The organism is Blastomonas sp. (genome assembly GCF_046294995.1).
In the GTDB taxonomy this organism is placed as follows: domain Bacteria; phylum Pseudomonadota; class Alphaproteobacteria; order Sphingomonadales; family Sphingomonadaceae; genus Blastomonas.
Map to the genome: position 1 here is coordinate 17,546 of NZ_JBKBOG010000019.1, position 13,146 is coordinate 30,691.

General features: G+C 65.3%; 14 protein-coding genes and 1 tRNA gene. 5 read left to right on the top strand and 10 right to left on the bottom strand.

The window, feature by feature from the left end:
• Positions 1-38: 38 nt before the first annotated feature.
• The gene (locus tag ACK4R0_RS15440) at positions 39-1,067 is read right to left on the bottom strand and encodes a polyprenyl synthetase family protein (RefSeq protein ID WP_409675959.1); all 1,029 of its coding nucleotides are present in this window, start codon (positions 1,065-1,067) and stop codon (positions 39-41) included.
• A gap of 105 nt (positions 1,068-1,172) precedes the next feature.
• Between ACK4R0_RS15440 and ACK4R0_RS15445 the strand changes: the two genes are divergently transcribed.
• Complete coding sequence (locus ACK4R0_RS15445) at positions 1,173-1,460, top strand: chorismate mutase (RefSeq protein WP_409675962.1); 288 nt, start codon at positions 1,173-1,175, stop codon at positions 1,458-1,460.
• Between the two features lie 167 nt (positions 1,461-1,627).
• Here the strand turns inward: ACK4R0_RS15445 and ACK4R0_RS15450 are convergent, their stop codons facing one another.
• The 5 genes from ACK4R0_RS15450 to ACK4R0_RS15470 all read right to left on the bottom strand — a co-directional run bounded on the left by ACK4R0_RS15450 (position 1,628) and on the right by ACK4R0_RS15470 (position 6,014).
• Complete coding sequence (locus tag ACK4R0_RS15450; protein WP_409676057.1) at positions 1,628-2,947, bottom strand: sensor histidine kinase; 1,320 nt, start codon at positions 2,945-2,947, stop codon at positions 1,628-1,630.
• A 64-nt stretch (positions 2,948-3,011) separates the two neighbouring features.
• On the bottom strand, positions 3,012-3,689 hold the full coding sequence (locus tag ACK4R0_RS15455; RefSeq protein ID WP_409675965.1) for a response regulator transcription factor: 678 nt from the start codon (positions 3,687-3,689) through the stop codon (positions 3,012-3,014).
• A gap of 125 nt (positions 3,690-3,814) precedes the next feature.
• On the bottom strand, positions 3,815-4,135 hold the full coding sequence (locus tag ACK4R0_RS15460) for a PepSY domain-containing protein (protein ID WP_409675968.1): 321 nt from the start codon (positions 4,133-4,135) through the stop codon (positions 3,815-3,817).
• A 193-nt stretch (positions 4,136-4,328) separates the two neighbouring features.
• A complete protein-coding gene (locus ACK4R0_RS15465; protein ID WP_409675971.1) occupies positions 4,329-5,057 on the bottom strand; it encodes an SIMPL domain-containing protein in 729 nt (242 codons plus the stop codon).
• Positions 5,058-5,162: 105 nt separating this feature from the next.
• Positions 5,163-6,014 carry a D-amino-acid transaminase gene (locus ACK4R0_RS15470; protein WP_409675974.1) on the bottom strand — a complete coding sequence of 284 codons (852 nt, stop codon included), beginning with the start codon at positions 6,012-6,014 and terminating at the stop codon, positions 5,163-5,165.
• A 130-nt stretch (positions 6,015-6,144) separates the two neighbouring features.
• Between ACK4R0_RS15470 and ACK4R0_RS15475 the strand changes: the two genes are divergently transcribed.
• The gene (locus tag ACK4R0_RS15475; protein WP_409675977.1) at positions 6,145-7,965 is read left to right on the top strand and encodes an ABC-F family ATP-binding cassette domain-containing protein; all 1,821 of its coding nucleotides are present in this window, start codon (positions 6,145-6,147) and stop codon (positions 7,963-7,965) included.
• 352 nt (positions 7,966-8,317) lie between these two features.
• Here the strand turns inward: ACK4R0_RS15475 and ACK4R0_RS15480 are convergent, their stop codons facing one another.
• Positions 8,318-8,845 carry a DUF6456 domain-containing protein gene (locus ACK4R0_RS15480; RefSeq protein ID WP_409675980.1) on the bottom strand — a complete coding sequence of 176 codons (528 nt, stop codon included), beginning with the start codon at positions 8,843-8,845 and terminating at the stop codon, positions 8,318-8,320.
• Positions 8,846-8,943: 98 nt separating this feature from the next.
• Between ACK4R0_RS15480 and ACK4R0_RS15485 the strand changes: the two genes are divergently transcribed.
• The gene (locus tag ACK4R0_RS15485) at positions 8,944-9,507 is read left to right on the top strand and encodes a helix-turn-helix domain-containing protein (RefSeq protein WP_409675983.1); all 564 of its coding nucleotides are present in this window, start codon (positions 8,944-8,946) and stop codon (positions 9,505-9,507) included.
• 12 nt (positions 9,508-9,519) lie between these two features.
• Positions 9,520-10,683, top strand: coding sequence for a glycosyltransferase (locus tag ACK4R0_RS15490; protein ID WP_409675986.1), 1,164 nt, complete (start codon positions 9,520-9,522; stop codon positions 10,681-10,683).
• Here ACK4R0_RS15490 and ACK4R0_RS15495 read toward each other — a convergent pair.
• Both ACK4R0_RS15495 and ACK4R0_RS15500 read right to left on the bottom strand, forming a co-directional pair.
• Complete coding sequence (locus ACK4R0_RS15495; protein WP_409675989.1) at positions 10,680-11,027, bottom strand: PilZ domain-containing protein; 348 nt, start codon at positions 11,025-11,027, stop codon at positions 10,680-10,682. The genes ACK4R0_RS15490 and ACK4R0_RS15495 overlap by 4 nt on opposite strands.
• Positions 11,028-11,255: 228 nt before the next feature.
• Complete coding sequence (locus ACK4R0_RS15500) at positions 11,256-11,522, bottom strand: hypothetical protein (protein WP_409675992.1); 267 nt, start codon at positions 11,520-11,522, stop codon at positions 11,256-11,258.
• A 484-nt stretch (positions 11,523-12,006) separates the two neighbouring features.
• Between ACK4R0_RS15500 and ACK4R0_RS15505 the strand changes: the two genes are divergently transcribed.
• Positions 12,007-12,996: an aldo/keto reductase gene (locus ACK4R0_RS15505; RefSeq protein WP_409675995.1), complete on the top strand. Its 990-nt coding sequence runs from the start codon at positions 12,007-12,009 to the stop codon at positions 12,994-12,996.
• Between the two features lie 36 nt (positions 12,997-13,032).
• Here the strand turns inward: ACK4R0_RS15505 and ACK4R0_RS15510 are convergent.
• Positions 13,033-13,109: transfer RNA gene (locus ACK4R0_RS15510), tRNA-Pro, on the bottom strand.
• Positions 13,110-13,146: the final 37 nt, after the last annotated feature.

The following is a 13,146-nucleotide window of genomic DNA, read 5'->3' on the forward strand; positions in this document are numbered from 1 at the left end:
ATAAACCGGGCCTACCCGGTGATTCGGGTCAGCGGACGTCAATAACCCCGGGCGATCGCAAACTCGACTGTTTCGATCAGCGCCGCCTTGGCCTTGCCATTGGGGAAGCCGGCGATGGCGTCGATGGCACGCTGGCCGAAGTGGCGCGCGCGGTCGAGGGTCAGGTCGATCGCCTTGTGGCGGTGCAGCAGACCGGTCGCGTGCGCCAGATCCTCGTCCGATGTGCGGTGCCCGATGATCGCGGCCTCCCAGAACTTGCGCTCCTCGGGGGTGCCGTGCGCATAGGCCAAGATCACCGGCAGCGTCACCTTCCCGTCGCGGAAATCGTCGCCGACGTCCTTGCCCATCTTGGCAGCGTCCGAAACATAATCGATGGCGTCATCGACCAGCTGGAACGCGATGCCGAGGTTGCGGCCATAGGCATCGAGCGCGAGCTCGTCGGCCTCGTTGCGCTCGGCGACCACCGCCGAAATCCGGCAGGCGGCTGCAAACAACGCAGCGGTCTTGGCGCCGATGATCGCGAGGTAGCGCTCTTCGCTGGTCTCGATCTGGCGCTGCGCGGTGAGCTGGTCGACCTCGCCCTCGGCGATGATCGCCGATGCGCCCGACAGGATCTTGAGCACCTTGAGCGAGCCGTCCTCGACCATCAGCTCGAACGAGCGGCTGAACAGGAAATCGCCGACCAGCACCGTGGCAGGATTGCCGAAGATCAGGTTGGCCGCCTTCTTGCCGCGCCGCATGTCGGAGCCATCGACGACGTCGTCGTGCAGCAACGTCGCGGTGTGGATGAACTCCACTGCGGCGGCCAGCTTGTGATGACGGCTGCCGGGATAATCGAGCAGCCGCGCGCAGGCCAATGTCAGCATCGGCCGCATCCGCTTGCCGCCGCCTGCGATCAGATGGCCTGCAAGTTCCGGAATCAGCGGGATTTTCGACTGCATCCGGTCGAGGATCACGCTGTTTACCGAGTGAAGATCGTGCGCGACCAGTTCCATGATCGGATCAAGGCTGGGAACGGCGGCAGGCGCGCTGCCGGGGCGGCCGATCGGGTGGATAGTCGCTGTCATGGGTTGCGATGTGGCAATCCGCATGGCTTAAGGCAAGCGCAAAGCGCAACGGCGTTGTGATCCGTAGCGTGATTCTGGTCCCGTTCTTGACAAGGCATTCCGCTTATGGCGCACGATCCCGTCCTCGCCGCTTTTCGCCAAAGCATCGACAACATCGATGCGGCGCTGATCTTCATGCTCTCCGAGCGCTTCAAGATCACCAAGGCGGTGGGCGAGTACAAGGCCAAGACCGCCCTGCCCCCCGCCGATCCCAGTCGCGAGGAAGAACAGATCGCGCGGATGAAGCGGCTTGCGGTCGATGCCGATCTCGACCCGGATTTTTCGGAGAAGTTCTTGCGCTTCGTGATCGACGAGGTGATCCGGCACCATGAGAAGATCAGGGACGCGGGGTAGAGCTAGCAACCTGCCACTTCCATTGCCTTCCGCTCCCAACCCCGCTCATCCTGAGCTTGTCGAAGGACCCGCGCCCACGCCGGCGGCATAGCGTGGCCTTCGACAGGCTCAGGCTGAGCGGATGTGGGGACAGGCCGCCCTCCCGCAAGCGGTAGGGGAGAGTACGGTCAACCCGCCCTCGGCAGCCTCAACCGCACCAGCAGCCCGCCCAGATCCTCGCTCTCGTCGAGCTCGACCAGTCCGCCATAGATTTCCGCGACATCGCGGACGATGGCGAGGCCCAGCCCCGTGCCGGGCTTGCCGGTGTCAAGCCGCGCGCCGCGGTCGAAGATACGCTCGCGTTCTTCCTGCGGGATTCCGGTGCCGTCGTCCTCGATCCAGATATCGACCAGCTTCGGGTCGGCAGACCCTGGCGGATCGATGGTGACGAACACGCTGCCGCCGCCATATTTGCCCGCGTTCTCGACCAGATTGCCCAGCATCTCCTCAAGGTCCTGACGCTCGATCGCGACGCTCGCGGTCTTGCTGCCATCCAGGTCGCAGCGGACATGCGGATACAGCCGCGATACCGCGCGCTCCACCGCCTGCGCGCTTTCCCACACATTGGCGCGTGCCAGCGCCTGCCCGCGACGCCCGACCGCGCGGGCGCGGGCAAGATGGTGGTCGACCTGGCGGCGCATTACCGCCGCCTCTCGGATCACGGTGTCGGCCAGATCATCGGCGCGCGCGGTCGCGCTGTTCATCACGACGGTCAACGGGGTCTTGAGCGCATGGGCAAGATTGCCCGCATGCCGCCGCGCCTCTTCGGCCTGCTTCTCGTTGTGCTCGAGCAGCGCGTTCAACTCCTCGACCATCGGCATCACCTCGATCGGCATCGGATCGCGCACCCGGTCCATGCGGCCGGTGCGCATCGCCTGGATCGCCTCGCGCACCTTGCGCAGCGGCCAGAGGCCATACAGCGTCTGCAGCCCCGCCATGATGATCAGGCCCAAAGCGAGCAGCGCGAAGCTGTAGGTCAAAGTCTGGCGCAGCTGGCGGATCTGCAGATCCATCGCCTCGCGCGATTGCGCCACCATGAAGCGCCAGCGCACCCGAGAGCCGGGCAGATAGATCGATTGCTCGATGATCCGCAGCTCGCCATCGGCAAACTGATCGCTGTTGTAGATGTGCGGCTGGGAATCGCTGTGGTCGGTCTCGATCCTGAGCGCCCTGTCCCACAGCGAGCGCGAGGTGAAATCGGCATGGCCAGCGCCGCTGATCTGCCAGTAGAGGCCGCTATTGGGTTCCAGGAACCTCTGGTCGCCCAGCGGCCGGTTGAAGAACACCTCGCCATCGGGGCCGATTTCTGCCGACGAGATCATCGCGGTCAGCACATATTCGAGCTGATCGTCGAAGCTGGTGGTGACAGTGTTGGTCAGGATGCGGTCGAGCGCGAGCCCGCCGCCGAGCAGCAGCACGAATATCCACGCCGCCGCAATGCCGATCATCCGGCGGCTGAGCGAACCGGTGTTGGGCAGCGGGACCGCAGGAGCGGTCGGCGCCTGGTCGAGATCAGCCGCCGGCACGCTCGACCGGGTCTTCAAGGCTGTAGCCGAGCCCGCGGATCGTGGTGATCACGTCCGAGCCGAGCTTCTTGCGGATGCGCGTGACGAACACCTCGATGGTGTTCGAATCGCGGTCGAAATCCTGGTCGTAGATATGCTCGATCAGCTCGGTGCGGCTGATGACCTTGCCCTTGTGGTGGAGCAGGTAGGACAGCAATTTGTATTCCTGCGCGGTCAGCTTGACCGGCTCGCCGTTCAGCGAGACCTTGCCCGAGCGGGTGTCGAGCCGGACGTCACCTGCGGTCAGCTCGCTCGAGGCATTGCCCGAGGCGCGGCGGATCAGCGCGCGCAAACGCGCGATCAGCTCTTCGGTCTGGAACGGCTTGGCGAGATAATCGTCGGCCCCGGCATCGAGCCCGGCGACCTTGTCGGACCAGCTGTCGCGCGCGGTCAGCACCAGCACCGGGAAGGTGCGGCCCTCCTTGCGCCACATGCCCAGCACGGTCAGCCCGTCGATCTCGGGCAGACCGAGGTCGAGGATCACCGCGTCATAGTCCTCGGTCGAACCCATGAAATGGCCGTCCTCGCCATCCACGGACAGGTCGACCGCATAGCCGGTAGCCTCGAGCGTGGACTTGAGCTGTTTGCCGAGGGTAGGTTCGTCCTCGACGATCAGAACGCGCATGGGGCAACTCCTGCAATTGGGTAAGGGAAGCGACATGCAAGGTGCCGTCGCTGCCGTGAATGGGTCATATTGGCCAAAAAGGGGGTGGTGACAAGGCTGGCGGCTGCAGGAAAGGCCTCAATGCGTCAGCCGGTCTGGCGCAACACCGCCCCCGTGCGGGCATCGACATCGACGAAGATGACCCGCCCGCTGTCGAGGAACTTGAGCCGATAGACCTGCGATCCGGCGTCATATTCGGGGCCGAGATACTGCATCCCGCGCATCTTGGGGAGGATGCGTCCCTCGATTTCGCGCAAGGATTTGACCTGCCCGGCCATGAACTGTTCGCGCGCCTCGCTCTGCTCGCCGCGCCTCTTGCCGTCGATCGCATCCGCGTGCGGCGCGCTGGCCACCAGCAAGGAAGCAACGACGGCACAAGCGGGCAGGCTGAAAGAGAACAGTTTCATGACGACCGCATTATCCCTCGATCATTGAATAGCCGCTGAATAAAGCGCTAACGGCTTTTGCAGGTTTTGGCCAGCGATCCGTTCCACAAGGCTCTTCCCCGTCATTCCTGCGAAGGCGGGAATCCCGCTTCTGCAGCCGTAGCATAGAAGCGTCACCCCCGCGTTCGCGGGGGTGACGGAATTGCAATCTGGTTTATCGGGTCATCTGATAGGTCGCATTGACCGTAACGCTGGTGCCAACCTGTCCGCCTTCGATCGGCGGCGCTGCGGCCTCCGACTGCAACGACGTGCGCTTCATATCCGCCATGCCCATCGGCGACACATTGGAGGTGGCTTCGGACACTGCCAGCAGCTGAACCCCGGTGAAGCCGGTGCGCCGCGCATAATCCATCGCCTGCGCCTGGGCGCGCTGCATCGCCTTGTCGCGTGCCTCGGTCTGAGCCTTGCTGTCATCGTCGATGCTGAAATTGGGGCCCGAGACGTTATTCGCACCCTTCGACACCACTGCATCGAGGATCGCGCCAAGCCGCGCCATCTGGCGGACCTTGACGGTTACCTGGTTGGTGACCTGATAGCCGATGAAGCGGGGCTGGCGGCCGTCATTGCCGTATTCGTAATCGGCGCTGAGGTTGATGCCCGATGTCTGGATATCCTCGCGCTTGATGCCCAGAGCGACGATCTGCGCGATCACCTTTTCCATCTCGGCCGAGTTGGTCCGCAGCGCTTCCTGCGCGGTCGGTGCCTTGCTGGTGACACCGGTGCTGAAGGTCGCAGTGTCGGGCGCACCCAGCACGGTTTCAGTGACGCTCAGTTCGACCACCGGATTGGCAGCTGTGGCGCTGATCTCAACCGCGGCAAAGGCGGGGGCCGCAGTGGACATCAGCATGGCCAGCGGCAGGGTACAGGCGAGGGTCTTGATCATGAGCGAAGTCTCCAAAACGAACAGATTTGCTTCAGACTGGCGTGTGCGCCGCCGAAGGTGTCAATCGACTGAACGGAGACGTCAGCCCTTCGACATTTCCGCATCTCAGCCCATCGTGCGCGCATGCTCGATATACGCCGCGCGCAGCGCCATCGTTTCCAGGCCGGGAAGCCCGTCGCCCACCTTTAGCCCGTCGATCTCGACCACCGGCATGACGAACAGCGAAGCCGATGTCACGAACGCTTCCGCCGCCCCCTGCGCCTCGGCGATGGTGAAAGGCCGCTCCTCGACGGTGATGCCGCTTTTGCGCGCGATCTCGATCAGGCTCAACCGGGTGACCCCGGGGAGGATATGATGCCCCAGATCGCGGGTCACCAGATGGCCCTGGCGCGTGATGATGCAGGCGTTTTGCGAGGTCCCCTCGGTGATGACATCGCCCTCGGACAGCCAGACATCGTCGACCCCCGCCGCCCTGGCCTCCATCTTCATCATGCTGGCATAAAGCAGTTGCACCGTCTTGATATCGCGCCGGCCCCAGCGCCGGTCGGGCCGGGTGAGGATGCGCATGCCGCGCTTTGCCATCGGATTGTCGACCAGCGTGCGCGCCTGGGTAAAAGCGAAAACCGTCGGCGGGGTACCGGGCGCAGGAAACAGGAAATCGCGGTCGGCAGCGCCGCGGCTGACCTGGATGTAGATCGTGCCCTCGGTCAGGTCATTGCGCTCGATCAGCGTCGCCAGCACGTCGTCCCAGCCGGCGGCGGAGACATCGTGCGCGATTCCCATCTCGGTCAGCGAGCGTTCAAACCGCGCCAGATGCGCCTGCCGATCGATGATCCGCCTGTCCAGCACCGAGCAAACCTCGTACACCGCATCGGCAAACAGCAGTCCGCGATCGAAGATCGACACCGTTGCGTCGCCCTCGGCGACATAGCTTCCGTTGAGATAGACCGTGCGCACTGTTGACCCCGCCTGTCACTTTGTTTTGCCGCTTTGTGCCTATTTGCGACGCCAGCCGACCGGCGGTCAACCGCATATCGCTCGCCGGTGGGGATTGCGCGGCGCGCCTGCGCAGCTTAAGTGCCGCGCCATGTCCACACCCCCCGTATTGTCGTATGAAGACCTTGGCCTGAACCAGGGCACCGGCTGGCTGTTCCGCGATATCAGCATGCACATCGGCCCGCGCGACCGGTTGGCGCTGATCGGGCGCAACGGCGCGGGCAAGACCACGATGCTGCGGCTGATCGCCGGAGAAATCGAGGCCGATCGCGGCACGCGCACCATCCAGCCGGGCGTCCGCTGCGTCATGCTGGCGCAGGATCCCGACTTCAAGGGCTTCGAGACGCTGAACGACTGGGCGCTTTCTGGAGATGACGCGCCGCCCGCGCACGAGGTCGCCGCGATCGCCGACCAGCTCGGCATCGACCTGTCGCGCGAAGCGGCGACCGCCAGCGGTGGCGAACGCAGGCGCGCCGCGATCTGCCGCGCGCTCGCCAGCGATCCCGATGTGCTGCTGCTCGACGAACCGACCAACCATCTCGACCTCGCCGCGATCGACTGGCTCGAAAGCTGGCTTGGCCGCTATACCGGCGCCTTCGTCGTGATCAGCCATGACCGGACGTTTCTCGAGCGGCTGACCAAGCAGACCTTGTGGCTCGACCGGGGCAACCTGCGCCGTCTCGAAATCGGCTTTGGCGGTTACGAGGCGTGGATGGAGCAGGTCTATGCCGAGGAAGCGCGCGCTGCCGACAAGATGGACGCCAAGCTCAAGATCGAGGCGCACTGGCTCGAGCGCGGCGTCACCGCGCGGCGCAAGCGCAACCAGGGAAGGCTCGCCAAGCTCTGGGAAATGCGCGCAGCCCGCGCCGCGATGCTGGGGCCGCAGGGCACCGCCAAGCTGAAGGCGGTCAGCGACGACAGCAAGACCAAGTCGGTGATCGTCGCCGAACGGGTGTTCAAGACCTTCGGCGAGGCCGAAAACGAGCGCACCATCATCAAGGACTTTTCGCTCAGGGTGCAGCGCGGCGACCGGATCGGCATCGTCGGCGCGAACGGCGCGGGCAAGACCACGCTGATCCGGCTGCTCACCGGCGAGCTCGAGCCCGACAGCGGCAAGATCACGCTCGCCAAGACATTGGACGGGGTCATCATCGACCAGCAAAGAAAGCTCATGTCGCCCGAAAAGCGCGTGCGCGACGTGCTCGCCGAAGGTGGCGATTGGATCGATGTGCGCGGGGTGCGCAAGCATATCCACGGTTATCTCAAGGAATTCCTGTTCGACCCCGGGCTGGTCGAGGCGCGCGTCGGCACCTTGTCGGGCGGCGAACGCTCGCGGCTGCTGCTGGCGCGCGAATTCGCCCGCGCGTCGAACCTGCTGGTGCTCGATGAACCGACCAACGATCTAGACCTCGAAACGCTCGATCTGCTGCAGGAGGTGATCGCCGATTATGACGGCACCGTGCTGATCGTCAGTCACGACCGCGACTTCCTCGATCGCACCGTCACCGTAACCCTGGGGCTCGATGGATCGGGCGTGGTCGATGTCGTCGCGGGCGGCTATGCCGACTGGGAGGCCAAGCGCAAGCAGCGCACCGCCGACTGGGTCAAATCGAACCGCAGCAAGGCCGACGCCGCCGCAGCCGCTGCAGCATCGGTTCCCAAGCCGGTCTCGCAGAAGGTCAAGCTGAGCTACAAGGACCAGCGCGATTACGACACTTTGCCCGAGCGGATCGAGGCGATCGAAGCGGCCATCGCACGCGACGAGGCGGCGCTGTCCGACCCGGAGCTGTACGCCCGCGACCCTGCCAAGTTCGCCGCGCTGACCAAGGCGATCGAGCAGGCGCGCGCGGAGAAGGACGCCGCCGAGATGCGCTGGCTGGACCTGGCCGAGCAGGTCGAGGCGATGGGCTAACGTCGCCATTGTCATTCGCTCACCACTTGTTCCCCTGCGCAGGCAGGGGCCCATCTCCTAACAGTTCCTCTGCAAAACGACCGGTGCATGTGACGCACCAGCAGGAGATGGGCCCCTGCCTGCGCAGGGGACCGAATGGTGGTCGTGGCTTTGCACAACAAGCCCTCCCCCTTGATGGGGGAGGGTTGGGTGGGGGTGATCTCTCCGGATTATAGGGCCGTTCGACACCGCGCAATCAGCACCCAGCCGCACCATCACCCTCACCGCTGCGACTAAGGCAGCAAGCTGCCAAGTCTCGCTGCCTCTCCCATCAAGGGAGAGGTGGGATGGCGGTGGCGGCACACTCCTCCCCCTAACCCGGCAACCGATAGAAATCCGCCAGCCGGTCGAGCGCCATGCGCAGCACCAGGCGGCCCGAGCGGACCGGCCAGCCCAGCGCCTTTTCGGCCATCGGCATCGCTTCGCCCGAGCAGATCACCCGCCAGGCGATGTCGTTGAGATCACGGCCAAGCGCGGTCATCGCCGCGTCGAAACGCTGGCGCGCCGCTGCCTGGCGTTCGGTGGGTTCGAGGTGATCGCCAGTGCCGCGAAACCCGCCCGACTTGGACGCGGCGTCCCAGCGCATGGTGATCGAGGGAGACAGGTTCGCCCGCTCCCAATCGGCGCGCAGCTTTTCGCCGGCATCGAACTGGCGACTGTCGATCATGCCGCGCGCCAGCAGCCAGCCGAGCGGCGATTCGGCCAGATTGACCGTGACCGAGCGGGCCGGACGCCTGCCGCGCGTTCCGCTTGCCGCAACCGTATCGCCTTCGATCGCACGCTCGGCCAGCAACCTGCCGGACACCTGCCTGATCGCTCCAAAATCGCCTCTGTTGGCCATGGCTCATCCCCATTTGGTTATAAACTCGGGCATGGCTCTTGCCATGGAGGTTGGAGTGTAGGAAAGTTGTTTCCCATATCGGTTCGAAAGGACGCAACATGATCAACCGTATCCGCGATGTCCGCCGCGCCCGCCGCATGACCCTGGACGACGTCGCACGGCGCTGCGATCCGCCGACGACAGCGCAGACGATCGGGCGGCTCGAGACGGGAATGCGCACGCTGTCGCTCGCCTGGCTGAACCGCATCGCTGCGGCGCTCGAGGTCGAAAGCAGCGCATTGGTCAGCACCGCCGCAGCATCCGAGTTGCCGGTCATCGCGTTGCTCGACAGCACCGGCGCGCAGCCGCTGTCCCGCACCGAAAATGCCGTGCTCCCCTCGCCGACCGAACAGATGGTGGCGATGCGCGTCACCGGAAGCCTGGGCGAGTACCGCAGCGGTGACATGCTGTGGCTGCGGCGGATCGCCCCGGATGCCATAACCAGTGCGCTCAACCGCGATGTGCTGGTGCCCCGCCCCGCCGGCCGCTTCGTGTTCGGCCGGTTGATCGCGCGCGATGGCGAACGCATCCAGATCCTCCCCCCCGGCGTCGGCACCCGCCAGCAGGTGGTGAACAATCCGCCGTGGCTGGCGGTGGCAGAAACGTTAATCCGCGCGCTGTAACAGAGCGCCGATATGCGCATCCTGACCCTCGCCACGCTGTTTCCCAATGCGGCCCACCCCAATTTCGGGATTTTCGTCGAGCGCCAGACCGCCGCGCTCGCCGCGCGCGAGGGTGTCGAGGTCACCGTCATCAGCCCGCAGGCGGTGCCCCCCTGGCCATTGTCGCGCCACGCCCGCTATCGCGAAATTGCCGGATTGCCGCTGCACGAAAGCTGGCACGGCCTCAGCGTACATCGCCCGCGCTTCCTCCACATCCCGGGCATCGGCGCGCATTGGCAGCCGCAATTGCTCGCGCGCGCCGTCCTCCCGCTGGTACGTCGGCTGCACCGCGAAACCCCGTTCGACCTGATCGATGCCGAGTTCTTCTATCCCGATGGCCCGGCGGCGCGGATCCTCTCGCAGGCGCTGGGCGTGCCGTATTCGGTCAAGGCGCGCGGCGCGGACATCCATCATTGGGGCCAGGCGCCCAGAACCCGCGACATCGTGCTGCAGGCGGGACGCGACGCTGCCGGGCTAATCGCCGTCTCCCAGGCGTTGAAGGACGACATGGTCGCGCTGGGAATGCCGGGCGACAGCATCAGCGTGCACTACACCGGTTGCGACCAGCAGCGCTTTGCGCCGCAAGATGGCGAGGGCTTGCGCGCCGAGCTGGGGATTACCGGGCCGATGCTGATCGCGGTCGGTGCGCTGATCGCCCGCAAGCGCCAGAACCTGATCATCGAAGCGCTGCCGATGCTGCCCGGTGCCACGCTGGTGCTGGCGGGAACCGGCGATGCAGAGGCGCGATACCGTGCGCTGGCCACGCGGCTTGGCGTGGCAGAGCGCGTGATCTTTGCCGGCGCGCTGCCGCACGACGATCTGCCGCGCTGGCTTGCTGCGGCCGATGTCATGGTGCTGCCGTCAAGGTCCGAAGGGCTGGCCAACGCCTGGGTCGAAGCGCTCGCCTGCGGCACGCCGATCGTGATCTGCGATGCGGGCGGCGCGGCGGAGTTGCTGACCGATCCGGTCGCCGGGCGCATCGCTGCGGCGGACCCGGAGGCGCTGGCTGCAGCAGTCCTGGATGTGCTCGCCTCGCACCCCGATCCGCTGGCGGTGCGCGCGTGCGTGGCGCGGTTCAGCTGGACCCGCAACGGGCAGGAGCTGCACCAGCATTTCAGCCGAATTCTGGAGCGTTAGCGCTTCACCGCAGCGCGGTCGCGCAATGTCCGGATGATGCGGTTGCAGATGGTGGGGCTCAACGCCTCGGCGAAATGGCAGCCGACGACCACGCCGTCGGCCCAAACGACTTCGCCCTGGATCGGGTCCACACCTTCGATCAGCAGGGTGACGGGGGCGGGCATTCGCAACGGCAGGTTGGACTCGAACCGGCAGCCGGTGATCGACAGGTTGGTCAGCGTAACCGCGCAGAGCCGGCGACCCTCGTTGAGCAGGTCCGCGTCGATCTGAACATTGATGCGGATGGCATAGCGGCGGTCGGTCGCCGGCTGGCTCGGTCCCTCCTTGCGCATCGGTGCCGTCATCGTCGATCTCCGCTGGAGCGTAACCCTGCATGCGCCCGTTTCCGGCCAAGCCAATGCTGGTCATGCAACGCGATGATATAAGGATCAGACCCTAACCGTTCGTAAACGGCTCGGCTCCGGGCCAGCCATGTGCCTTGCCCAAGGCAACAAAAAACGCCCGGCAACCCCAATCAGGTTGCCGGGCGTTTTTATTAGCTTTTGCCTTTTCAGGCGAAGCTGTGCGTCTGCTTATTCAGCAGGAGCGGCAGGAGCAGGAGCTGCTTCTGCGCCAGCAGCGGCACCGGCTTCGGCACCAGCTTCTGCGCCGGCTTCGGCACCAGCTTCAGCACCGGCTTCCATGCCAGCTTCCATGCCAGCGTCAGCAGCAGGAGCTTCCATGGTGTCTTCGGTGGTGGTTTCAGCAGGAGCTTCAGCAGCTTCTTCAGGAGTGCAGGCTGCGAGAGCCAGAACGCTAGCGGCGGCGAAAACCGAGCTCAGCTTGATGATGGACTTCATGGTACTTTTCCCCTTCGTTGCGGAAACAAGAGCCCGCGTTGTATCGACACCCTTGGGACTCTGGCAAGACATATTTCTTGCACTGGCGCGGGAAGGACACGCCACACGGCCCGACCCCTCTCCCCCGCACCCTTGGGAACCGTGCATATAGCCGACTTACTACAGGCGGAAAAGAGGATAAAATGCGGCCCCGAAAGGCAGCCTTTTCGCCGCATGCCCGCTGCAAGGAACAGGCCCCGGCGGGGCACAAAGCGCCGCCACGCCTGGCTTTACCGGCATCGCCGTCCGGTGCGTGCGACACCGGGCGCGCAGGGTACATCGCCGTGCCTATCCGCCGCGCCGAATCGATGCCACGCCCACGCAGACCGCTCAGCCGCCCCGCCCACCCGCAGCGGGCCAACGGCCCCGTCCCGGTTGACCTGCAAACGCCATCCGTGCGACCGCACCGTCAACCGCGCCGCGTCACACTGAAAGGTTTGCCTGCATGATCTCCCGCCATATCCATTCAAAGCCCGTCAAGCCGATCGGCTTGGGCTGCATGTCGCTGAGCTGGGCCTATGGCACCCTGCCCGCGCGCGAAGATGCGATCGCGTTGCTCAACCGCGCGCTGGACCTGGGCTATGATCATCTCGACACCGCGAATATCTATGGCCTCGGCCACAACGAGACGCTGATCGGCGAGGCGCTCAAGCACCGGCGGCGCGAATTCTTCCTGGCGACCAAGATGGGCATCGTGATCGAGGGCGAAAAGCGCGGCATCGATTGCAGCCCTGCAAGCATCCGCCGGTGCATCGATGAATCGCTGACCCGGCTGCAGACCGACCATGTCGACCTCTACTATATGCACCGGCGCGATCGCAGCGTGCCGATCGAGGAATCGGTGGGTGCGATGGCCGACCTCGTCAAGGAGGGCAAGATCGGCAGCATCGGCCTGTCCGAGATGTCGGCAGACACGCTGCGCCGTGCCGCAGCGGTGCACCCGATCGCCGCAATGCAGACCGAATATTCGCCATGGACCCGCGAGCCCGAGATCGCGGTACTCGATGCCTGCCGTGATCTTGGCACCACCTTTGTCGCCTTCTCGCCGGTGGCGCGCGGGGTCTTGGCCAATGGCGTGCGCGATCCCGCAGACCTCGCCGACACCGATCTGCGCCGCGGAATGCCGCGCTTCAACGCCGACAACTGGCCCGCCAACCGCGCGCTCGTCGATCAATTCTGCGCGCTTGCCGCCGAATGCGGCGTCACGCCCGCGCAGCTGTCGCTCGCCTGGGTGCTGTCACGCGGCGAGCATGTCGTCGCGATCCCCGGCACCGGGTCGATCGCGCACATGGAAGAGAATTTCGCCCAGCGCGACTGGATCATCCCCGCAGACGTAGCCGCCCGCATCGACGCGCTGATCAACCCGCAAACCGTCGCGGGCCCGCGCTATGGCGAGGCCATGCAGCGGTCGATCGATACCGAGATGTTTGGCTGACAAACCGCGATCGCCCGGATCGCCGGATTGGAAAATTGGTCGGGACGAGAGGATTCGAACCTCCGACCCCCACACCCCCAGTGTGATGCGCTACCAGGCTGCGCTACGTCCCGACCGTGCCATCGCCGCGCTGCGGCTGATGGGAAGCGC

What these genes read in the sequence shown, in the direction of transcription:
- ACK4R0_RS15480 (WP_409675980.1), bottom strand. Translation starts at nt 8,845, where the DNA reads ATGGCCAACAGAGGCGATTTTGGAGCGATCAGGCAGGTGTCCGGCAGG.
- ACK4R0_RS15490 (WP_409675986.1), top strand. Translation starts at nt 9,520, where the DNA reads ATGCGCATCCTGACCCTCGCCACGCTGTTTCCCAATGCGGCCCACCCC.
- ACK4R0_RS15455 (WP_409675965.1), bottom strand. Translation starts at nt 3,689, where the DNA reads ATGCGCGTTCTGATCGTCGAGGACGAACCTACCCTCGGCAAACAGCTC.
- ACK4R0_RS15465 (WP_409675971.1), bottom strand. Translation starts at nt 5,057, where the DNA reads ATGATCAAGACCCTCGCCTGTACCCTGCCGCTGGCCATGCTGATGTCC.
- ACK4R0_RS15460 (WP_409675968.1), bottom strand. Translation starts at nt 4,135, where the DNA reads ATGAAACTGTTCTCTTTCAGCCTGCCCGCTTGTGCCGTCGTTGCTTCC.
- ACK4R0_RS15440 (WP_409675959.1), bottom strand. Translation starts at nt 1,067, where the DNA reads ATGACAGCGACTATCCACCCGATCGGCCGCCCCGGCAGCGCGCCTGCC.
- ACK4R0_RS15475 (WP_409675977.1), top strand. Translation starts at nt 6,145, where the DNA reads ATGTCCACACCCCCCGTATTGTCGTATGAAGACCTTGGCCTGAACCAG.
- ACK4R0_RS15450 (WP_409676057.1), bottom strand. Translation starts at nt 2,947, where the DNA reads ATGATCGGCATTGCGGCGGCGTGGATATTCGTGCTGCTGCTCGGCGGC.
- ACK4R0_RS15500 (WP_409675992.1), bottom strand. Translation starts at nt 11,522, where the DNA reads ATGAAGTCCATCATCAAGCTGAGCTCGGTTTTCGCCGCCGCTAGCGTT.
- ACK4R0_RS15445 (WP_409675962.1), top strand. Translation starts at nt 1,173, where the DNA reads ATGGCGCACGATCCCGTCCTCGCCGCTTTTCGCCAAAGCATCGACAAC.
- ACK4R0_RS15485 (WP_409675983.1), top strand. Translation starts at nt 8,944, where the DNA reads ATGATCAACCGTATCCGCGATGTCCGCCGCGCCCGCCGCATGACCCTG.
- ACK4R0_RS15495 (WP_409675989.1), bottom strand. Translation starts at nt 11,027, where the DNA reads ATGACGGCACCGATGCGCAAGGAGGGACCGAGCCAGCCGGCGACCGAC.
- ACK4R0_RS15505 (WP_409675995.1), top strand. Translation starts at nt 12,007, where the DNA reads ATGATCTCCCGCCATATCCATTCAAAGCCCGTCAAGCCGATCGGCTTG.